The 20306-nt window shown below is 71.3% G+C and carries 18 protein-coding genes; 8 read left to right on the top strand and 10 right to left on the bottom strand.

Translation table 11 applies throughout. The annotated features are described in order from the left end of the window. Window positions 1-85: 85 nt before the first annotated feature. From ACIO3R_RS28065 to ACIO3R_RS28050, 4 genes are all read left to right on the top strand, one after another. Window positions 86-994, top strand: a complete 909-nt coding sequence (locus ACIO3R_RS28065) for a helix-turn-helix domain-containing protein (RefSeq protein ID WP_402109659.1) — start codon at window positions 86-88, stop codon at window positions 992-994. A gap of 12 nt (window positions 995-1006) precedes the next feature. Next, entirely contained in the window at window positions 1007-1210 is a 204-nt protein-coding gene (locus ACIO3R_RS28060; protein ID WP_402109656.1) for a DUF397 domain-containing protein, read from the top strand. A 233-nt stretch (window positions 1211-1443) separates the two neighbouring features. After that, window positions 1444-2745 carry a helix-turn-helix domain-containing protein gene (locus ACIO3R_RS28055; RefSeq protein WP_402109653.1) on the top strand — a complete coding sequence of 434 codons (1302 nt, stop codon included), beginning with the start codon at window positions 1444-1446 and terminating at the stop codon, window positions 2743-2745. Between the two features lie 181 nt (window positions 2746-2926). Beyond that, on the top strand, window positions 2927-4144 hold the full coding sequence (locus ACIO3R_RS28050; RefSeq protein WP_402109651.1) for an FAD-dependent monooxygenase: 1218 nt from the start codon (window positions 2927-2929) through the stop codon (window positions 4142-4144). A 66-nt stretch (window positions 4145-4210) separates the two neighbouring features. On the opposite strand, the gene ACIO3R_RS28045 is transcribed toward ACIO3R_RS28050, so the two are convergent. From ACIO3R_RS28045 to ACIO3R_RS28015, 7 genes are all read right to left on the bottom strand, one after another. Then, window positions 4211-4939, bottom strand: a complete 729-nt coding sequence (locus ACIO3R_RS28045) for an ABC transporter ATP-binding protein (protein ID WP_385041560.1) — start codon at window positions 4937-4939, stop codon at window positions 4211-4213. Window positions 4940-4950: 11 nt separating this feature from the next. Beyond that, the gene (locus ACIO3R_RS28040) at window positions 4951-5817 is read right to left on the bottom strand and encodes an ABC transporter ATP-binding protein (RefSeq protein WP_402109648.1); all 867 of its coding nucleotides are present in this window, start codon (window positions 5815-5817) and stop codon (window positions 4951-4953) included. Next, complete coding sequence (locus ACIO3R_RS28035; protein ID WP_402109643.1) at window positions 5814-7901, bottom strand: branched-chain amino acid ABC transporter permease; 2088 nt, start codon at window positions 7899-7901, stop codon at window positions 5814-5816. The genes ACIO3R_RS28040 and ACIO3R_RS28035 overlap by 4 nt, the downstream gene beginning before the upstream one ends. A gap of 1 nt (window position 7902) precedes the next feature. Beyond that, window positions 7903-9105 (bottom strand): ABC transporter substrate-binding protein, encoded by a 1203-nt coding sequence (locus tag ACIO3R_RS28030; protein WP_385041551.1) that lies wholly within the window; start codon window positions 9103-9105, stop codon window positions 7903-7905. A 99-nt stretch (window positions 9106-9204) separates the two neighbouring features. After that, the gene (locus tag ACIO3R_RS28025) at window positions 9205-9609 is read right to left on the bottom strand and encodes a roadblock/LC7 domain-containing protein (RefSeq protein WP_385041548.1); all 405 of its coding nucleotides are present in this window, start codon (window positions 9607-9609) and stop codon (window positions 9205-9207) included. Next, window positions 9606-12131: a nitrate- and nitrite sensing domain-containing protein gene (locus ACIO3R_RS28020; RefSeq protein WP_402109639.1), complete on the bottom strand. Its 2526-nt coding sequence runs from the start codon at window positions 12129-12131 to the stop codon at window positions 9606-9608. The genes ACIO3R_RS28025 and ACIO3R_RS28020 overlap by 4 nt, the downstream gene beginning before the upstream one ends. Before the next feature lie 688 nt (window positions 12132-12819). Continuing rightward, the gene (locus ACIO3R_RS28015) at window positions 12820-13635 is read right to left on the bottom strand and encodes an SAM-dependent methyltransferase (RefSeq protein ID WP_402109638.1); all 816 of its coding nucleotides are present in this window, start codon (window positions 13633-13635) and stop codon (window positions 12820-12822) included. Window positions 13636-13891: 256 nt separating this feature from the next. On the opposite strand from ACIO3R_RS28015, the gene ACIO3R_RS28010 reads away from it, so the two are divergent. Continuing rightward, window positions 13892-15298 (top strand): lipase family protein, encoded by a 1407-nt coding sequence (locus tag ACIO3R_RS28010; protein WP_402109635.1) that lies wholly within the window; start codon window positions 13892-13894, stop codon window positions 15296-15298. A gap of 178 nt (window positions 15299-15476) precedes the next feature. On the opposite strand, the gene ACIO3R_RS28005 is transcribed toward ACIO3R_RS28010, so the two are convergent. Both ACIO3R_RS28005 and ACIO3R_RS28000 read right to left on the bottom strand, forming a co-directional pair. Further along, the gene (locus ACIO3R_RS28005) at window positions 15477-15830 is read right to left on the bottom strand and encodes an ArsR/SmtB family transcription factor (RefSeq protein WP_385040351.1); all 354 of its coding nucleotides are present in this window, start codon (window positions 15828-15830) and stop codon (window positions 15477-15479) included. Further along, complete coding sequence (locus ACIO3R_RS28000; RefSeq protein ID WP_385040348.1) at window positions 15827-16273, bottom strand: SRPBCC domain-containing protein; 447 nt, start codon at window positions 16271-16273, stop codon at window positions 15827-15829. Before ACIO3R_RS28000 ends, ACIO3R_RS28005 begins: the two co-directional genes overlap by 4 nt. A 270-nt stretch (window positions 16274-16543) precedes the next feature. On the opposite strand from ACIO3R_RS28000, the gene ACIO3R_RS27995 reads away from it, so the two are divergent. Both ACIO3R_RS27995 and ACIO3R_RS27990 read left to right on the top strand, forming a co-directional pair. Further along, a complete protein-coding gene (locus tag ACIO3R_RS27995) occupies window positions 16544-17185 on the top strand; it encodes a CatB-related O-acetyltransferase (protein ID WP_385040345.1) in 642 nt (213 codons plus the stop codon). A 241-nt stretch (window positions 17186-17426) separates the two neighbouring features. Then, window positions 17427-18599: a macrolide family glycosyltransferase gene (locus tag ACIO3R_RS27990; RefSeq protein WP_402109632.1), complete on the top strand. Its 1173-nt coding sequence runs from the start codon at window positions 17427-17429 to the stop codon at window positions 18597-18599. 63 nt (window positions 18600-18662) lie between these two features. Here ACIO3R_RS27990 and ACIO3R_RS27985 read toward each other — a convergent pair whose 3' ends face one another. After that, on the bottom strand, window positions 18663-19484 hold the full coding sequence (locus tag ACIO3R_RS27985) for an SDR family NAD(P)-dependent oxidoreductase (protein WP_402109630.1): 822 nt from the start codon (window positions 19482-19484) through the stop codon (window positions 18663-18665). 114 nt (window positions 19485-19598) lie between these two features. On the opposite strand from ACIO3R_RS27985, the gene ACIO3R_RS27980 reads away from it, so the two are divergent. Further along, a complete protein-coding gene (locus tag ACIO3R_RS27980) occupies window positions 19599-20198 on the top strand; it encodes a TetR/AcrR family transcriptional regulator (protein WP_402109627.1) in 600 nt (199 codons plus the stop codon). The last annotated feature ends 108 nt before the right edge of the window (window positions 20199-20306 follow it).

Below are 20306 nucleotides of genomic sequence, written 5' to 3'. Positions count from 1 at the left end.
ATCCTGGGGCCGCACGGTAACTTCCTTGTGGCTGCTACGTGCCGGCGGGGAGACCGGGGCGGCACGCGTCCAAGGGGGTAGTGCCATGACGGAAGGGCTTACGGTGCCTGCCGGGGCTGCGGAACCGCCCGGGGGGACGGGGCCGATCACGCGACGACGGCAGCTCGGTGTCCGGCTGTTCGCCCTGCGCGACACCTGCGGTCTGTCGGCCGAGGAGGCCGGTCAGCGCGCCGGGGTGTCGAAGGCGACCGTCAGCCGGTACGAACGGGCCAAGGGGAACGTGCGGTGGAACCAGGTCGACCAGCTCTGCCGCGCGTACGGTGCCCCGGACGAGGAGCGCCGGGCCCTCGTCGAACTGGCGAAGAACAGCAGGGACACCGAGGTCTGGTGGATCCCGTTCGCGGGGAAGCTTCCCGGCCGGATGCGGACGCTGCTCGCCCTGGAGAACGAGGCGTCGCGCATCAGGCACCACACCGTGGGCGTCGTCCCCGGGCTGCTCCAGACACTGAGCTACGCCCAGGAGATCAAGGCCACCCCGGGAAACACCTTTCCGCCGCAGGACCTGCACGACTACCTGAGGGTGCGCATGCTGCGCCAGCGGATCCTGGACCGTGCGGCCCCGCCCGTCTACCACGTCGTCCTGGACGAAGCGGTCCTCCGGCGCCGGGTCGGGAGCGGTGAGATCATGGCCGCCCAGCTCGACCATCTGCTCGCCCGGGGACAGGAGCCGAGCATCAGCATCCAGGTGCTGCCGTTCTCCGCGGGGGCGTACAGCGCCGGCCTCAGTACCTTCGTCGTCCTCGGCGGCCCCGACCCCTCCCTGGACGTCGTCTTTCTGGAGAACCAGGTCGGCTCGTCGTTCCTGGAGGAGCCCCCGGCCCTGAAGCAGTACACCGAGGCCATGGCCTTCCTGTGCCAGGAGGCACTGGACACGACCGCCTCTGCCGAACTGATCGCCGAGGCCAGCAGGACGCACCTGCGCGGCCGGAAGTAGCGAGGGATACCCGTGGCCCGACAGTTCCAGCCAGATTTCTTCAAGAGCAGCTACAGCGCCAACCCCAACGGCGAGTGCGTGGAGTGCGCCCAGCGGCAGCACACCCTCCTCGTGCGCGACTCGAAGACGGCCGGTGGCGCCGTCCTCGCCTTCACGCACCTGGCATGGGGCCGGTTCACCGCATCCCTGCGCCACGACGGGGCTCCGCCCCGCTGATCCGGCCCCGGCCCGGCCGCCCGTCCGTGCTCGGACGGGCGTCGGCCAACGCCGTTCCGGCGCCTCGCCGGTGCGCCTGATCTTGCCAGAAACAGCCTGTCCGGATCCCTGGTTGCGGTATCCAGTCCGAGGAGGACATGGCCGGGGCGCGGGGAAGCCGCGTCGGCCGATGATGATGCAGACAGTCCGCAGCCGGGACAGCTGTCCGCATCAAGGCGTCGTTGGAAGAGGAAATGCCGCAGAAGCCGAAGCCCCTGGACGACACCAAGTCCGCACGCGCCTGGTGGGGCAAGGAGCTCCGCAACTGGCGGAACGTCAGAGGCCTCTCGTCGAAGGGGCTGGGGGCGGAAGTGCACCTCAGCGGCACGATGATCGAGCGCATCGAGAAGAACGAGCGGCTGTGCGACGCCGAGCTGGCCGGCCGGCTCGACGACACCCTGGACGCCGGCGGAGCGCTGCGGCGGCTGTGGCGGCTGGTCGAGAAGGAATCCGGCGGACCGGGCGCCGATGCGGACAGCTCCGCCCCGGTACGCCCGTGGGCCGGGAGCATCGCCCAGGACGACGGGCTGCTCGACGGGCCTCCGCCCGGCGTCGGCCTGGGGCAGTCCTCACCCCCCACGGTCGTCCGCCCCGAGGACATCGCCCAAGTGCTCGCCGCCGCCGCGACCATCGCCGAGTGGGACAACCTCTACGGGGGCGGTGGCATCGTCCGAAACTCCCTGTACGGCCAACTGTCCTGGGCCAGGGGCCTCCTCGCCGCCGAGTACCCCGCCGGCCTGGAGGCGGATCTCTTCGCCGCGGTCGGGCGCCTGTCCATCGTGATGGGGGCGAGCGCCTTCGACGCGTACGAACACGAGGACGCGACCCGGCTCCTGCGGTTCGGCCGGCTGTGCGCGGAGCGGGCCGACGACTGGCACCTGAGGGCGGCCGCCCTCAACTGGCTCGCCCGGCAGTCCATTTGGTGCGGCACCCCGGACGAAGGGCTCACGCACGCGGAGAACGGGCTGGTGCGCGCGGACCGTCTCACGCCCCGCGAACAGGCCATGCTGCACAACGCCCGTGCCAGGGCGTGGGCGAGGATGGGCCGCACCGGGGAGGCGCTGGCCGCCATCGGCCGGTCCGACGAGGTCTTCGGCCTGGCCGAGGAGGACGAGGACGCCGCCTGGATGAGCTACTACGACCACGCGCAGCACCACGGCGACACCGGGCACGCCGCCTTTGACCTGGCGCTGCTGTCCGGGCAGTCACCCGCCGTCGCATCGGCCCGGCTCGCGAAGGCGATGGACGGATACACCGACGCCTACGTGCGCTCGCGCGCCCTCTCCGGCACGAAGCTCGCCACGCTCATCATGGCGACCGGCGACCCGGAGGAGGCCCTGACGGTGGCTCACCGGGCCCTGGACGCCGTGGGCCGGGTGCGCTCGAACCGGGCCGTCGAGGACGTGCTGACCCTGTCCAGGGAGTGCGGGCGGTACGCCGACGACACGGAAGTCATCGCACTGCGGGAACGGATCGTGTCCGCCGTCCGGTTATGACGGCCCGCGCCCCCGTGTGCGCCGCTCACCGGCCACAAGCCCCTCGATAGGATTCCGTCGGTGCCCTGACCCAGGTCAAAAGGCACAACGAGCCTCAGTGCTTGTGGATTTCAGACCGGTCACGCCGACGCGGCAGCGCCCCGAACGGCGACCGGAACGCCGAATGAGTGGAGAACCAGTCATGCGTGGAGGCAGCATCGCCGTGGTCGGCGGCAGCATAGCGGGGTGTGCCGCGGCCCTGGCCGCGTCACGCGGCGGAGCCGGCAGGATCACCGTCTTCGAGCGCGCCGACGCGGAACTCCGGGACAGGGGAGTGGGAATCGCCCTGCACAGCGACCGCTACGACGAGCTCAGGGACGCCGGCTACGTGGCCCCCGAGATGCCCTGGGCGCCGCTGACCCGGCGGGTGTGGAGCGTGCGCGAGGGCGACGCGGAGCAGGGCCGGGCCGTCGGTGAGCAGCCGTTTCCCTTCCGCGCCTACAACTGGGGTTCCCTGTGGAGCGAGTTGCGCCGCCGGGTGCCCGAGGACGTCACCTACCGGTCCGGCGCCGTGGTCACCGCCGTGGAACCGGGCAGTGACGGGGTGACGATCCGTCTGGCCGACGGCTACCAGGAGCACTTCGACGTCGTGATCGGCGCCGACGGCTACCGCTCCGTCGTCCGCGAGGCCATGTTCCCCGGCGTCGAGGCGGAGTACGCCGGATACATCGGCTGGCGCGGCACCTCGGCGGACGTCGAGGGCCTCCCCCTGGACGGCCTGTCCGCGCACAACATCGTCTTTCCCGGCGGCCACTGCATGATCTACCGGATCCCGGACGGCTCCGGCGGGCACCGGCTCAACTGGGTGCTCTACACCGCGCCCCCGCAGACCGACGCCCTCCAGCCCGACCTGCGGACCCCGACCTCCCTGCCGCCGGGCCGGCTGAACGCCGAGCTCACGGCCCGTCTGCGCGCCCTGGTGGACGAGCACTTCCCGCCGTACTGGGCTGCCCGGGTGCTCCGCACGCCCGCGGAGACCACCTTCATCCAGCCGATCTACGACCTCGAGGTGCCGCACTACACCTTCGGGCGGATGGTGCTCGTCGGCGATGCGGCGAGCGTCGCCCGGCCGCACATCGGCGGCGGCAGCGTGAAGGCGCTCCAGGACGCCACCGCCCTCGAAGCCGCCTGGCTGGCCGGGAACAGCTGGAAAGAGGTCCTGGAGCGGTACGACACCGGCCGTGGCGCCGTCGGGGCGGCCATGGTCGCCCTCGCCCGCAGGATGGGCAGCGCGCAGGTCGAGAACACACCGGACTGGTCCGCCATGGAACAGCCGGGGTTCGACGCGTGGTGGCAGGACCAGAACAGCGGCTCCGACCGGCGCAGCGGCTTCGGCGGCCACAGCCTGAAGGTCCGTTAGGCCGGAGCGCACCCGGGGGCGGTGACCGGCGTCCGGTCACCGCCCCCGAGTGCGCCCGCACGGCCCTCAGGGGGCCGTCGGCGCGAGTTCGAGCGCGGCGTGCAGGGCGCCGGAATCGGCGCGGGCGTCCGCGCCGTCCAGACGGAGCGTGGTCCGTCCCGAGGTGAGGACCGTGAGCGTGTCGGCGCACTCGGCGGCCTGGGCCGGGCTGGGTGACACCAGCAGTACGGCGATGCCCTCGTCGGCCAGCGTGGTGACCAGCTCGTGGACCTGCCGGACCAGGGCGGGCGCGAGGCCCTCGGTCGGCTCGTCGAGCAGCAGCACGCTCGGTGAGCCGAGCAGCGCGCGGGCCAGGGCCAGCATCTGCTGCTCGCCGCCGGACAGATCAGCTCCCCGGTTGCCCCGGCGCTCGCCCAGCCGGGGCAGCAGCTCCAGGACCCGTGCGGGCGTCCACACGCTCGGGCGCGTGGTGTCGCCCCGGCGCGGCGGACGGTAGGACAGTCGCAGGTGCTCGGCGACGGTGAGGCCGGCGAATACCCGGCGGCCCTGCGGAACGAGGCCGATCCCGGCGCGGGCGATCCGGTGGGCGGGCCGGCCCGTCACGTCCCGGCCGTCGAGCCGGACGGTGCCCGCCCCGGGACGCATCAGTCCGGCGACGGTGTGGACGAGGGTGGTCTTGCCCGCGCCGTTGTGGCCGACGACGGCGTGGACCGTGCCGGCGGGCAGCGACAGGTCGACACCGTGCAGGACGGTACCGCCGTGGTAGCCCGCGGTCAGGCCGGTGAGTTCGAGCATCGTGGGCCGGGTCATCCTCTCGCGTCGGTGGTGGACGGGCCGGCGACGTGCGTGGCCGGCTCCGCGGCCACGGTGTCCGCGTCGTCGTCCCGTGCCCGGTCCGCCGTCGTGCCGGTGTTGTGGTAGGCGTCGCGGACCTCCGGGTGGGCGAGCGCCTCCCGCGTCGGGCCCGTGACCAGGACCCGTCCGGCCGCCAGCACGGTGACCGAGGTGGCGAGTTGGGCGACGACCTCGACATGGTGCTCGACCAGGATGATCGCGACGCTGTCCGGCAGACCGCCCAGGATGCCGAGCAGCCTGCCGATGTCACCGTCGGTCAGGCCCGCCGCGGGCTCGTCCAGGAGCAGCAGGCGCGGGTCGCCCGCCAGCGCGGCGGCGAGGTCGAGCATGCGGCGCTGCCCGTGGGAGAGCGTGGAGGCCGGCCGGTGGGCGAGGTCCGCGAGGCCGACGGTCTCCAGATGCCGGCCCGCGGACTCGGTGTGCAGCCGGTAGCGGGACGGGCTGCGCCAGGCTCCGCGGCGCTTGGGGTGGTGCGGCCAGCCGGCCAGTACGACGTTGTCCAGCACCGTCAGTTCGGAGATCACGGCCGGCTGCTGGAAGCTGCGGGCGATGCCGAGACGGCTGCGTCTGGCGGTGGCCGTCCGGGTGATGTCCGTGCCGTTCAGGGCGATGGTGCCGTGGTCGGCCCGGTCGGTGCCCGCGATGAGGTTGAGCAGCGTGGTCTTGCCGGCGCCGTTGGGCCCGATGACGGCGTGCCTGGCGCCCGCGGGGAGCCGCAGGCTCACGTCGTCGACGGCGGTGAGGCTGCCGTACCTGCGGGTGAGATGGGCGAGATCCAGCACCGGGGACGGTGGTGCGGCGGTCTTCGCGGGCGTCATGGGGAGACCTTCCCGGCGGTGGGCGGGGCGGACGGGGTGGATGCGGACGTGCGCGGTCCGTCCGGCGCGCGTCCGCTCCGGCCGGGTCCGCCGAGCAGGCCGGCCAGACCGCGGGGCAGCAGGTACACGGCGGCGATGAACAGCGCCCCCAGCAGCAGCGGCCCGTGGCCGGGCCACGAACCGGCGACCCAGTCCCGGGTGAAGACGATGAGCCCGGCACCCAGCAGGGCGCCGATCACGGACGTCGTGCCGCCGATGACGACCGCCAGCAGCGCGAACGCGGCGATCTCGAAGCCGACGTCGGCGGGGGAGAGGTACTGCTGGACGCTCACCATCAGCGAGCCGCCGACGCCTGCCAGCGCACCGGCGCAGACGTGGGCCACCAGCAGATAGCGCCCCACGGGGTGCCCCGAGGCGCGCATCCGTGCCTCGGCGCCCCGGGTACCGGTCAGCAGCTTCCCGGCCGGGGAGCGCAGCACCAGCAGGGTGACGGCGACGGCGACGACGGCGACGACGAGCGCGTAGTTGTAGAGGTCGCTCTCCTCGGTCATCCCCTCACCGCCCCACAGCGCCTGGGTGGAGGGGAAGCCGACGAGACCGTCGGCGCCTCCGGTGACGGACTTGAACTGGTTGATGACCGCGCTGGTCAGCTCACCGACGGCGAGCGTGATCATCAGCACGGTGGTGCCGCGCGCCCGGATCACGGCGGGTCCCGTCACCGCCGAGAACACCGCCGCGGCGAGCGCCGACAGCACGATCTGGACCGGCCCCACCGTCCACCCGGCGTCCGCGAGATTCGCGGTGGCGTACGCGCCCACGGCGAACGGCGCGGTCTGCCCGAGCGTGGGCAGTCCGGCGTAGCCGGTGAGGATGGTGACACTGACCGCGAGGAGCCCCAGCGCCAGGGCGGAGCCGGCCAGCGAGATGCTGTACGAGTCGAGCATCCCCGGCAGCGCGATCAGCAGGACGAGCAGGACGAGCAGGGGGGCGGCCTGCCGCCACGCGGCCCCGCGCACGAACCCGCCGAGCCTGCCGGTCCCGCCGTACTCCCTGGTCCCGCCGGGACCGGCCGGGGACGTCGCGTCGCCCGTGCCGCTCTCCGTGCCGCCCGCTGTCTCCCGCGCGGGCCCGGTCGCCGCGGCGGCCCGCCGCGTCCCCAGCCGTGCGGCGAGGAAGCGGCGGAGCCGGGCCACCGGGTCCGGGTCCTGCGGGCCGTGCACCGTCGCCGGTTCCGCGAAGCGGGAGCGGAACACCAGCACCGCCGCCATCGCGGCGAAGAGCAGGTACGGCGCCAGTTCCGGCAGCACCGAGACGCCCAGCGTCTGGACCTCGCCCACGGCGATCGCCGCGAAGAACGTCGCCCACAGCGAGCGCAGCCCGCCGAGGACGACCACCACGAGGGAGAGCATGAGCACGTTCTCCGACGTGCCGGGCCCGGGGCCGATGATCGGCGCCCCGAGCACCCCCGCGGCACCGGCCAGCGCCCCCGCCGCGGCGAGGACGCCGGTGTGCACCGCCCGGGGGCTGTGGCCGGTGGCCGCGAGCATCTGCGGATCGTCCGCGGAGGCCCGTACCGCCGCCCCGACGCGGGTCCGGGTCAGCACCCACGTACCGGACACCGCCAGCAGCACGGCCATCACGATGAAGCAGAGCCGGTAGGCGGGATAGCGGTGTCCCAGCAGCCGCACCGAGGTGTCGAGCACCTCGGGGACGCGTACCGGGAGCTCGTCCGCCCCGAAGAGCTGGATGAGCAGATCACCGCCGACCAGGGCGATGCCGAAGGTCAGCAGTGCCTGAGCGAGATGCCCACGCCGGGCGAGCGGAATCGTCGCGGCGGACAGTCCCGCCCCGGCGAGGGCCGCCGCCGCGGTTCCGGCGACCAGCCCGAGGACGAGGCCGCCCCAGGTTCCGTCGCTCAGCTCGGCGCCCGTGTAGGCGCCGATCGCGTACAGCGTGCCGTGCGAGAGGTTCAGCACGCCGGCGGTGCCGAACGCGAGGCTCAGGCCGGCGGCGACCACGAACAGCAGCAGCCCGTAGGCCACTCCGTCCACCGCCGGCATGAGGTGGGCATCAAGAAGCTCCATGTCAGCCGCCGAGTGTCGCCAGGTCCTGGACCATGACGTTGGCGAGCTGGTTGCCGTCCGGCCGTACCTGACGCAGGTACCAGGTCTGCACCGGCGAGTGCGCCTTCTCGCCGAACTCCCAGGCGCCGCGCGGACTGTCGATCTGCCCCAGACCGGCGATGGCCTTGTTGATGGTCTCCGACGTCACGTCACCGTCCTTCGCGGCGTCGGCGATGGCCTTGTCCAGCACGCCGGCCGCGTCGTAGGACGACATCGCGTACGTGGTCGGCTGGGTGTCGTACTCGGCCGTCCAGTCGGCGGCGAACTTGCGGTTGGCAGCGTTGTCGAGGTCGGGCGCGTAGTTCAGGACCGAGTAGATGTCCTTCGCCGCGTTGCCCTGGGCCTGCAGCACACTGCCCTCCGTGACGAAGGCCGTGTACAGCGGCAGATCGGCGACGTCGGACTGCGCGTACTGCTTGGCGAAGTCGATCGCGGCCTTGCCCGCGTAGAAGCAGTACACCGCCTTGGCGTCCGTCTTGGCGATGTCCGCGAAGTACGGCATGAAGTTAGTGGTCTGCGGGAACGGCGTCCAGGTGGTCTTGCCGTCGGGGTTGGCGAGCTTGCCCTTGATCCGCTTGAACTCGTCGGTGAAGCCGCGTAGTTCGTCGTACCCGCCCTGGTAGTCCGGGCCGATCGCGTAGACCGGTCCGTTCACCTTCTCCTTGACGTACGGGGCGATGGCCTTGCCCGGCTCGTCGGACATGAAGCTCGTCGTCCACACGTACTCGAGGTCCTTGACGGGCGGCCGGGCGTTCGACCCCAGGAACGGGATCTTGGCCTTGCTGACCAGCGGCATCACCGCGGCGACCGAGCCACCGCTGACGAGGCCCGTCAGCACGTCGACCTTGTCCTTCTTGACCAGCTTGGTGGCGGCGGGAACGGCGGTCGGCGGACCGTCGCCCTCGTCGGCCACGACGAGCTCGACCTTGCGCCCGCCCAGCTTGTTGCCGTGCGTCTTCAGGTACAGCTCGAAACCGGCCCGCAGGTCCGTGCCGACCGGCTTGTAGGTGCCGGACAGGGAGGCCACCAGGCCGACCTTCACGGTGGTGTCGCCGTCGCCGCTGTCGCTGCTGCACCCGCTGACGGCTGCCAGACCGAGGGCGAGGGCGGCGGCCGTCAGCGGCCGGAATCTGCGGTGACGTGAAAGGGATATGTCGAAGAACATGAGGGCTCTCATCGGGAGGAAGGGGTGGAACGGGCTGACCCGGCCGCCGAGGGGGGGCGGCGGACGGGCCGGGTGCGGCGGTGGGGGAACCGCCGACGGTCAGCGCATGGGTGAGCTGCTCGGGGTCCGGATGTGGGGAGAGAGCGAGTCACCGACCTGGTTGATCAGTTCGGACATCATGTAGCTGACCTCGCCGATGTCCGCGTCCCTGGTGGTGGTCACCAGGAGCGAGGCGCCGCTGGAGACGGCCATCGAGAACATGTAGCCGCCCTCCATCGCGGTGAGGCTGTGCTCGACGGGGTCGGTGTTCGTCAACTGCGCTGCGGCGGAGAGCAGGTTGACGACGCCGGAGGCGATGGCCGCCAGCCGGTCGGCGTCGTCACGCTCCACACCGGTGTATGCCAGCGCGAGTCCGTCCACGGACACGGCTATCGCCTGGGTGACTTCCGGAATGCGTCCGGCGAAGTCGCTCAGGATCCAGCTCAGGTCGGTGGGTGAGGTCATTTCTTGGTCCGTTCGGTGTCGTCGTCGGTGGCGGAACGCCCGCGGGGGTTCGAACTCCGGTTGATCCCCTGGGCGTAGGCCGCGAGGACGTCGGAAACCTGCCGGGAGTCCCGGCGGCGGGGCGACGGCCGCGGTGCGGCGGCGCCGGACCGCTGATCGGTGCCGCCCCGTTTGCCCAGGGTGGGCCACTGCTGGGGCGTGTTGCGCTGCCGCAGGGGCAGGCCGGAGGAACTGACTCCGGCGATGCGCGAGACGGGCTCGTCGTGCACGGGGTGCGGAGCCGGTGCGGTGGCGCGCTCACGCGCGTCGGTGCCGGAGCCCGTGCCGTGGGATCCGCCGCGTCCGTCGGTGCCGGACCCTGCGCCGTACGAGCCGCCGCGTCCGTCGGTGCCGCCGGACGCGGCACCCCCGCTGCCCGGGTGAGAGGACTTCGGCGCGGCAGCGGGAGCACCGCCCGTACGGACGCCGATACCCGCGCCGACGGGCCGGGCCGGACGCCCGCCCACGTCGCCCGGCTGCCGGCGGCCGGCCTGTCCGAGTGCGGTGATCGGGCGAGGTGCCTCGTAGCGGACGCCGTCGCCGCGGCTGTCGCCGCTGTTCCCGCCGGGCGCGCCCGGTGCCGGTGCGGTCTCCTGCGGCATCTCGGACAGCACGTTCGCGGGCAGCGTGACCTCGGCGATGGTGCCGGGCCCGGACGAGTCGCGCAGCTCGACAACGATGCCGTGACGCGCCGAGAGCCGTGCCACCACGTGCAGACCCATGGACCGTACGTCCCCGATGCCCGCCTGCGGCTCGCGCAGCGCGGCGTTGTGGACGGCACGGCGTTCGGCCGTGATCCCCACTCCCTCGTCGACGATCTGCACCACGGCCCGGTCCCACAGCCGCCACACGGCGACCCCGACCTGCATGTCGGGAGGGGAGAACCGGGTCGCGTTGTCGAGGAGTTCCGCCAGGATGTGCGCCACGTCGTGCACGGCACGGGCGGCGATGCCGATTCCCGACTCGATCACGCCGAGGGAGACGCGGTCGAACCGCTCGATCTGCTGGGCCGCCGCCACGATGACGGTGGAGCAGCCGATGTCGGCCGAACGGACCCGGGCGTTGCCGTAACCACCCAGTACCAGAAGGTTGTTGGTATTGCGCTCCATGCGGATGGCGAGGTGGTCGAGGGCGAAGAGCGTCTTCATGCGCTCGGGGTCGGCCTCGTCGCGCTGCACGGTGTCGAGCTCCGACACCATGACACTGGTCAACTGCGCGCCCCTGCGGGCGACACGGACCAGGGTTTCGGCGAACTGCTCGTGCACCCTTGCCTGTTGGGCGGCCAGTCGGACGGCTTCGTGGTGGACGGCGTTGAACGCCTCACCGACCTCGCCGATCTCGTCCCCGCCCGTGGTCCGGACGGGGTTGCCCGACCGCTCCGCGATCTGCTCGGGTGTCGAGCCGCTCAGGCCGCCCGGCCGGGACAGTTCGCTCATCACGGCGGGGAGTCCGGTGTGGGCGACCTCGTGCGCGGCGTTGCGCAGGTCGCGCAGCCGCCGGATCATGACGCGGCCCAGGCGGACGGCGACGATGACGACGCCCACCAGGGTCAGCAGCACCAGGGTGACCTCGGCGCCGGCGGTCCATATGAGCTTGGTGCGCTCCTTGGAGACCGTCGCGTAGACGGACGCGTCGATTCTCTTCTCCACCGAGCGCAGCAGCGTCTGGCGGTCGCCGGACGCTTTCTGCCACGCCTGCGGGGTGACATCGATGCCGTTGCTGGTGCCTGTGCGCCCGATCTGGTCCTCTAGCCGTCGGGCCTCCAGCGCCTTGGGGCCGGAGAGGGTGCGTTCCAGCCAGGTCCGCCACTCGCCGGGGCCGAGGCCGAACATGGCACCGGTCGACTCGGTGTAGCCCAGCCGGCTGGCATCGAACGTCCGCTGCGAGGCGACCGTGAATCCGCCGGCGGCCTGCGCCCTCATGACCGTGACCTGCTGCTGAGCGGTGTGCTCCGCGGCCTCGGACAGCGCGGCGGCGGCGCGGATGCGGTCCGCGATGTCGGCGTCGACACCGTCGGCCTGTGCGATGCCGTCGCGGTAGCCGTTGAGGTCGGCTATGACGATCCGGTAGCCGAAGGCGAGGGCGGAGATGGTGCTGCTGCCCGAGCGCACCTGGGCGCGCAGGGCCGGCAGCTGGTCCATGAAGCGCTTGATGCGGACCAGCGAGGCCTGGGCGCTGCCCGGCACTTCGGACAGCCGGCCCATCTTGCTGTTGAAGGTGGCGATGCTCTTGTCGGTCGCGCTGGAACTCGTCTGGAACGCGTCCGAGGATCCTTGTTTGGAGACCGATGCGGTGGCGGCTGCTCGTTCACGCTGCAGCTGGTGAGTCAAGTCACCGGCGGCTGCGGCGACATCGACCATCTCCGTCAGCCGGTTGGCCTGGAGCGCCTGATTGGTCGCGGGCGCGAGTGCCAGAACCGAGAAGGTGACCGCCACGGTGAGCGGTGCGGTGACGAGCAGGACGAGACGTCGATTGATTTTCACTGCGCGGCTCCATCGCCGGAACCGGTGCTGAGTATCGGTGACACGCAGATACCTGTTAACGGGGTGTGGGGGTAACGGTAGGGACGCTGGTGCATCGTGTGCACAGTTGCTGATGGGACAAGCGGGGCGGGCGGGGCTCCAGTGGCGCGGCCTGATCCTATGCCTTAGCACGGAACTCCCGATGCGTACATCGTCGAAAGTTTGCGCTCACCTAGCGACTTGGAAGCGATCTCACTCGGTCGAGAATGCCCGAACGGTGAACTTCGCAAGGGCAAGTGGAATCTTCGGCGCGTCGCGACGGAAGCGCTCTGAACCCCTGCTCACAGACGTCTTGGCGCACTGTCAGGGGCTGAATCGGAATATCCGCATACCCCACTTTGCCCTGCCTTGACGAATCGCCGCTCTCCGGACCGCCGTTGCGGAAAGGTTAGATCCGATTAGCGATGGTGACGGTTCCGGATGGGTGCTCTTGCGCCAAGATCGGCCGACTGGGCGCATGGCGGCGTGTGAACATCAAGTGCCGTGTGGTGAAGGAATGGTGGCGATGTGGCAGATGCCTGCGCGGTTCGCGCGCAATGCCGCTCCGTTCCTGAACTGACCCTGTTCTGCTGGTATATGCCCTGAAGATTCACCGGCCGCCGCTCCCTGCCGTACGAGGGGGAGTGGCGGCCGATGACGTCAGCGGGTCCTACGGCTTGCGGCCCACCGCCACATATCCCGCGCTGATGATGTCCTCCTGGCCGGGGACCGGTTCGCCGAGCTCGGGGTGCCACGCCTCCGCGGCCACGATGCCGGGCTCGACGATCTCCAGTCCGTCGAAGAACGCGGCGAACTGGGCGCGGTTGCGCGGCGCCAGCGTGAGCGTGTTGGCCTTGTACATCTCGTCGACCTTCTGGGCCTTCTCCGGGTGGAAGTCGGCGGTGAGGTGCGAGATCACCACGTGACTGCCCGGCGCCAGCACGCCGGTCAGCCTGTTCATCAGCTCGTAGGCGCCGTCCTCGTCGCTCACGAAGTGCAGAAGCGCGATCATCGAAAGCGCGACCGGCTCACTGAAGTCCAGTGTCTTGCCCGCGTGTTCGAGGATGGCGTCCACATCGCGCGCGTCGGCCTGCACATAGTCGATCGCGCCCTCCTGGCTGCCCTTCAGCAGGGCCTCGGCGTGGGCCAGCACGATCGGGTCGTTGTCGCAGTAGACGACCCGGGTGGCGGGGGCGGACCGCTGGGCCACCTGGTGGAGGTTGGGCTCGGTGGGTATCCCCGTCCCGATGTCGAGGAACTGCCGAATGCCCTGGCCCGACAGCCAACGGGTGGCGCGGTGCATGAAGGCCCGGTTCACCTTCGCCATCACCGGGATGCCCGGTTCGAGTGCGAGCATCTGCCGGCCCATCGCCTCGTCCACCGGGTAGTTGTCCTTGCCGCCGAGGAACCAGTCGTACATCCGCGCGGGATGCGGCTTGCTGGTGTCTATGTGCAGGGAGGTGGCGTCGTTCGCCGGTCGGGACATCGTGAACTCCAGGGTGCGTAAGGCGTCGGGCGATCAGCTCGCCCCCAGAATAGGGAACGTGCGCGCCCGGGGGCCGCGCAACTGCATCCGATGTTCAACTTCTGGCTCAGGTCGCTCGGTTGCGGTGTCCCGCCTGAACGGTGACCGAGGCTCGGCGAATGGTTACCGCAGCGTAACTTACTGACGGGTTACCTTGGGTAAGTTCCGCTGCTAGCTTGCGCTCACCTGCATTTCGGAGCAGAGCGAGGAGTGAGCTGTGAGCCGCAAGAGCACCCGTTCGCGTTCCACCTTCAACGCCGTACGCCCGTCGAATTCCCCCAGCCGCCCGCAACGGCCGCGCGCGGTAAGCATGTTGGCCGTGGCCGTGACAGCCGCGGCCTGTGCGGTCACGTACGCCGTACCCGCCACTGCCGCCGACGCGGCCGAGCCCGTGGTGTCCCGGGGCGTGACCATCCCCGACTTCTACAGTCCGCCCACCGAACTGCCGGCCACCAATGGCGCGTTGATCCGCCAGGAACCGCTGCCGCTGGGGCTGGGCATTCCGGGACTGGACGGCCGCCCGATGCCCGGAACGGCCACCCGGCTGATGTACAGGTCGACCGACTCCAACGGGCAGCCGGCCGCGGTCACCGGCGCCTACATCGAGCCGTCCGCCGCCTGGAAGGGCGGCGGGGCGCGTCCGCTGGTGGCCGTGGCCGCGGGCACGATGGGCCAGGGCGACCAGTGCGCACCCTCGATGGCGCTCCAGTACCCGCTGACCCTGAACGGCGAGACGCTGTCGGTCGGTTACGAGGCCCTGGCGATCTACCGCCTCCTCTCGACCGGCACCGCGGTCGTCGTCACCGACTACGTGGGACTCGGCGCCACCGACCGGCTCCACACCTACGTCAACCGCGTCGACGAAGGGCACGCCCTGCTGGACGCGGCCCGCGCCGCGCACGCCGTTCCCGGCGCGTCCATCACCCCCGCGTCACGCACGGGGCTGTACGGATACAGCCAGGGTGGCGGGGCCAGTGCCGCGGCCGCCGAACTGCAGCCCTCCTACGCACCCGACGTCGCACTGGCCGGCACGTACTCCGGTGCGCCGCCCGCCGATCTGACCGCGGTCATGAAGGGGATCGACGGCAGCGCCCTCGCCGGCGCACTGGCGTGGTCGATCAACGGCTTCGCCCAGTCCGACCCCGACGTCCGGAGCGTCGTCGAGGCCAACATCAACACCGCGGGCAAGGCCGCACTCAAGGACGCCTCGACCATGTGCGTCGGCGACGCGATCCTCGGCTACGGCTTCGCCAAGAGCAGCAAATGGACCAACAGCGGCAAGTCCATCGGCGACGTCATAGCGGCCGAGCCCCGCGCGCAGGCCGCTCTCGACAAGCAGCGCATCGGCAACCTCAAGCCCGCGGGACCGGTGCGCCTGGCGACCGGCGTCCAGGACGACATCGTTCCCCACGCCCAGGCCCGCCGGCTGGCGGTGGACTGGTGCGCCAAGGGGGCGAACGTCACCTATGACGCGATCATTCTCCCGAACCTCGGCGACAAGATCCTCACCAACCACGTGGTCCCGCTCATCACCGACCAGGGCGACGCGATCTCGTGGCTGACCGACCGCCTCGCGGGCCGGCCGGTCACGTCCAACTGCTGGAGCATGCCGATCCAGCCCTGACCGGGACTTCGGGGCCGGTCAGCTCTGAGCATTGATCGGCCCTGAGCTTGATCGGGCCTGAGCGTTGGCCCGCCCTGGGCTTCCGCCGGTTTGCCGCTCCCACCGGGCTGCCGCACGGGACAGCCGCTCCCACCGGGCTGCCGGCCCGGTGGGAGCGGTGCTGTTCCGGGGCGGGATGTCAGCGCGGCTCCCGCTCGGCCGCCTCGGCGACGCGCTTGATGTTCGCCAGCCGGCTGTCCCAGTCGGCGGCCAGTCCGGCCATCCACCGCGCCGTCGCGTTCAGTGCGGCGGGCCGCACCGAGTACCGCACCTCGCGGCCGACCCGGCCCCCGGAGACCAGCCCGGCGGCGTCCAGCACGGTGAGGTGCTTGACCACCGCCTGACGTGAGACGGGGAGCTGTCCGGCGAGCGACGTCGCGGTGGCCTCGCCCTGGGCCGCGAGCAGATCGAGCAGCCTGCGCCGCGTCGGGTCGGCCAGCGCACCGAGGACGCTGTCGACGGCCTCGGCCGCGTCGGGGTGTTCCTCCGTCACGCGGAAGGCTGTTCGGCGCGCTTCTTGAGTGCGCCGAGCTCCATCGGCCAGCCCTCGGTGTGGTCCTTGAGGTTCTGGCTGCGCAGCTCCTCGGACCCGGCCAGCGCCGTGAACCCGCTCTCGACGACGCGCAGCCGCGTCTTCTCGCCCTCCGGGGTCAGGGTGAACTCCACCAGGGTGCTGTTGTCCTCGCGCAGTTCCTCCCCGGGGAACGCGCTGGTCCAGCGGTACGCCAGATACGTCGGCGGCTCCACCTTCTCCACCCGTACCGGGAAATCGCCGTGCTCGGAGTTCTTCGCCACCAGTGACTCGCCTTCCCTGGCCACGGTGCCGGGCAGGCTCGCCTTGTCGGCCACCCAGAAACCGGGTTGCGCCACCAGTGACCAGACCCGGTCGAGGGACGCCTCGATGAGGGTTTCGCGTTCGATCCGGTCCTCGCTCATGGGATGACTCCTTGAGTTCCGTCGGTGAATGCTGTCGGCGGCCCCTGCCAGTGGTTCCTGTCAGTGGACGCCGCTATTTGGTGCAACTCCAGAGTTGCACGTTACTGATTCGGGTGCAACTGGGGGGTTGCGTGTTGCCCCGGGGCGGCGTGCGAGCGGGGGCCGCGTGGGAACGGCCCCGCCGCCGGGCCGGTAATTCGGTGTCATGGCGGGGACGGCGGCACGATCATGGGACCGGTCCCTGCCCTCCCGCCCCGTAAGGAATCGCCCATGTCAGTGCCGGCCGACCCGACCGTGCTCCACCCGATGCCCGGCCAGTCGCGGGTGGTGCAGCTCAGGCCACTGGTGAAGTCCCCGCTGATCGAGGTGGGGGAGTACTCGTACTACGACGACCCGGACGACGCCACCGCGTTCGAGACGCGCAACGTGCTCTACCACTACGGCCCGGAGAAGCTGGTCATCGGCAGGTTCTGCGCCCTGGGCACGGGGGTGCGGTTCCTCATGAACGGCGCCAACCACCGCATGGACGGCCCCTCCACCTTCCCGTTCCCGACCCTGGGCGGGTCGTGGGCGGACCACTTCGACCTGCTCACCGGACTGCCGAACCGGGGCGACACCGTCGTCGGCCACGACGTCTGGTTCGGCCACGGCGCCACGGTGCTGCCCGGGGTGCGGATCGGGAACGGCGCGATCATCGGCAGCGGCTCCGTGGTCACCAAGGACGTGCCCGACTACGGGATCGTCGGCGGCAACCCGGCCCGTCTCATCCGCACCCGCTACAGCGACCGGGACATCGCCCGGCTGCTCGCGGTGGCCTGGTGGGACTGGCCCGCCGCACACATCACCGAGCACGTGCGGACCCTCATGTCGGGCAGCGTCGACGAGCTGGAGGCCGCGGCCCCGCCCGTGTGACCCCCCTGCGGAGCGGCGTACGGCGGCACACGCCGAAATCCGGGTGCGGAAGGGCCCGGACGCGGGCTACGGTCTCCGGCATGAAGTTCCTCCAGATCTACGGCTGACGCGGACGGGGCAGCGCCCCGCCCTCGTCCGGCATGTCCGTGTGCGCACCCACGACCCGGCACCTCCGCCGGGGTGGCCGACGCGCCGGTCTGCCGTGCCCTTTCCGCCGTAGACCTGAAATGAGTGATCCTCCATGTCCCGTCGCCGCGCACACATCGCGATGGTCGGCATCCCCGCCGTCAGCCACGTCCTGCCGAGCCTTGAGGTCATCCGTGAACTGGTGGCCCGCGGCCACCGGGTGACCTACGCCAACGACCCGGTGGTGGCCGAGCGGATCGAGGCCACCGGTGCCGAGTTCGTCCCGTACGGCTCGGTGCTGCCGGTCGCCGACAACAACTGGCCCGACGACCCCATCGCCGCGATGAGCCTCTTCCTCGACGACGGCGTCCAGGCCCTCCCGCAGGTGCGGGCCGTCTACGACGACGACCCCGCTGACCTCTACCTGTACGACATCGGCGCGTACGCCGCGCGTGCGCTGGCCGAGTCGCAGAACCGCCCGCTCATGCAGCTGTCCCCGACCTTCGTCGGCTGGCGGGGCTACGAGCGGGACGTGGCGGCGCACCTGTGGGCACTGCCGGGCGCCGACGCGTACCGGGCGAGGTTCGGCCGGTGGCTCGCCGAGTGCGGTGCGTCCACCACCGACATGGACGTGTTCTGCGCGCGCCCCGCGCAGACCCTCGCCCTGATCCCGCGGGCGATGCAGCCGCACGCCGAGGACGTCGACACGGACACGGTCACGTTCGTCGGCCCGTGCTTCGGCGGGCGGGGCGGCGAACCCTGGACGCGCCCGGCGGACGCGGCGAACGTCCTGCTGGTCTCACTGGGGTCGGCGTACACCAACCGCCCCGAGTTCTACCGCCGTTGCCTGGCGGCGTACGGCGACCTGCCCGGCTGGCACGTCGTCCTCCAGATCGGCAGGCACACGGATCCACGGGAACTCGGCGACATCCCGTCCAACGTCGAAGTGCACTCCTGGGTACCCCAGTTGGCGATCCTGGAGCAGGCCGACGCCTTCGTGACCCATGCGGGCATGGGCGGCAGTGCCGAAGGGCTGTTCACCGGAGTCCCGATGATCGCCGTCCCGCAGGGTGCGGAGCAGTTCATGAACGCCGACCGGCTCGTGGAACTCGGCGTCGCCCGCCGCATCGACACCGAGCACGCCACGGCCGAGGCGCTGCGGACCGCCCTCACCGAACTCGTCGACGACCCGGCGGTCGCGCGTCGCTCCGAACGACTCCGCGCGGAGGCACGGGCCGAGGGCGGCACGGCGAGGGCCGCCGACCTCGTCGAGGAACTGCTGGGCTGACCCTCCGGGAGTCACACCTGAGGGGCGGTGACGCGGGGATCCGGGCCCGCGTCACCGCTCCGGTCAGCCGGGGGCCTGGCGGCTGAGTGCTTCCCACGCCTGGTAGAGCTCTGTCCTGGCCCGGTTCATTTCCTGGACCTGGTCGTAGGACGTGCCGCCGACGACGAGGCGCCGGGGCGGCTTTGGCAGTGCGGCCAGCTCCATGATGACGGGGGCGGCCGTGCTCGGGGGCGGCCCGGCCTCCTCGCCCCACATCTCGGCGAGTTCGGCGCGCAGGGGACCGTAGTGCGGGAGGGCCTCGGTCGCCGTGGTGCCCTGGGTGAACAGGCCGGTGTCGTAGCCGCCCATCTCCACGACGGTGACCTTGATGCCGAACGGCTCGACCTCCATCGCCAGCGCCTCGCTGACCGAACTGAGCGCGGCCTTGCCCGCACCGTAGAAGCCGACGGACGCCATGCCGCCGCCGGCGCCCATCGAGGTGATCTGCAGGATGCGGCCGGAGCCCTGTGCGCGCAGGTGCGGCAGGACGGCCTGGGCCACCCAGACCGCGCCGAAGAGGTTGACGTCCAGATGCGCCCGGATCTGTTCCTCCGAGGCCTCCTCCACCATCCCGTAGAGCAGTCCTCCGGCGTTGTTGACCACGACGTCGAGCCGGCCGAAGGCGGCGGCCGCGCGGTCCACGCCCTCGAACACGGCCCGGCGGTCGGAGACGTCCAGCGGGAGCGGGACGAGTGTGTCCGGGTACGCGTCGGCCAGGTCCGCGAGGGGTTCGGTGTTGCGGGCCGCGGCCACGACGCGGTCCCCGGCGGCCAGGGCCGCCTCGGTGAACGCCCTGCCCAGGCCTCGTGAAGCGCCGGTGATGAACCAGACTTTCGCGGTCGTCATGTAATCCCATCCGTCGAACCGAGACGGTGCGTCTCGGTTCGCCTTACTGTGCACGGCAGCGGTGGCCTTGTCAAGGCGAACCGGTCCGTCTCGTCGTGGTGCTAGCCTGAACCCATGTCCCAGGTCAGGAAGCCGGATCGCTCCCGGCGCAGCGAACACTCCCGGCAGGCAATCCTTGAGGCGACCCGTGCGCTGGTGTCCGAGGTCGGGTACGGCAAGGTGGCGATCGAGACCATCGCCGCACGGGCCGGCGTCGGCAAGCAGACGATCTACCGCTGGTGGCCCTCCAAGGGCGCGGTGATCTTCGATGCCTTTCTGGCGCTCAGTGAGGGCGCGGAGGGGCAGAGCGCGGTGCTGCCGGACACCGGCGACATCGAGGCCGACCTCAGGACGGTCATGCGCGCGACCGTCGCCGAGTTCGCCGACCCGGAGTTCGAGAAGCCGGTCCGGGCGCTCAACAGCGAGATCAGCAACGATCCCGGCCTTGCCGCGCAGTACCGCGAGAAGCTGGCCGGGCCCGTGGACGAGGCCAAGAAGGAGCGGCTGCGCAGTGCGCAACGGGCCGGCCAGCTGGCCGCCGACGCCGACCTCGATCTGCTCCTCGAGGTGCTCTACGCGCCGCTGTTCCAGCGCTGGTTGCACCGCTCCGGCCCGCTGACCGCCGCGTACGCCGATGCGCTCGTCGGCGTCACGCTCAGGGCTTTCGGGCCCTGAGCCGGGTTCCTGGCCTGCGTCAATGGTGATCGGAAACGGTGCGGGGCCGCACGGTGTGTTCACCGTGCGGCCCCGCAGGCCGTGCTGTGTACCGGTGGGGGTCAGCCC

Origin of the sequence: Streptomyces sp. NPDC087428 (assembly GCF_044744085.1) — a bacterium.
Lineage (GTDB): Bacteria > Actinomycetota > Actinomycetes > Streptomycetales > Streptomycetaceae > Streptomyces.
Note: the sequence above shows the minus strand (reverse complement) of the source record. Positions and strands in the feature narration are given on the sequence as shown.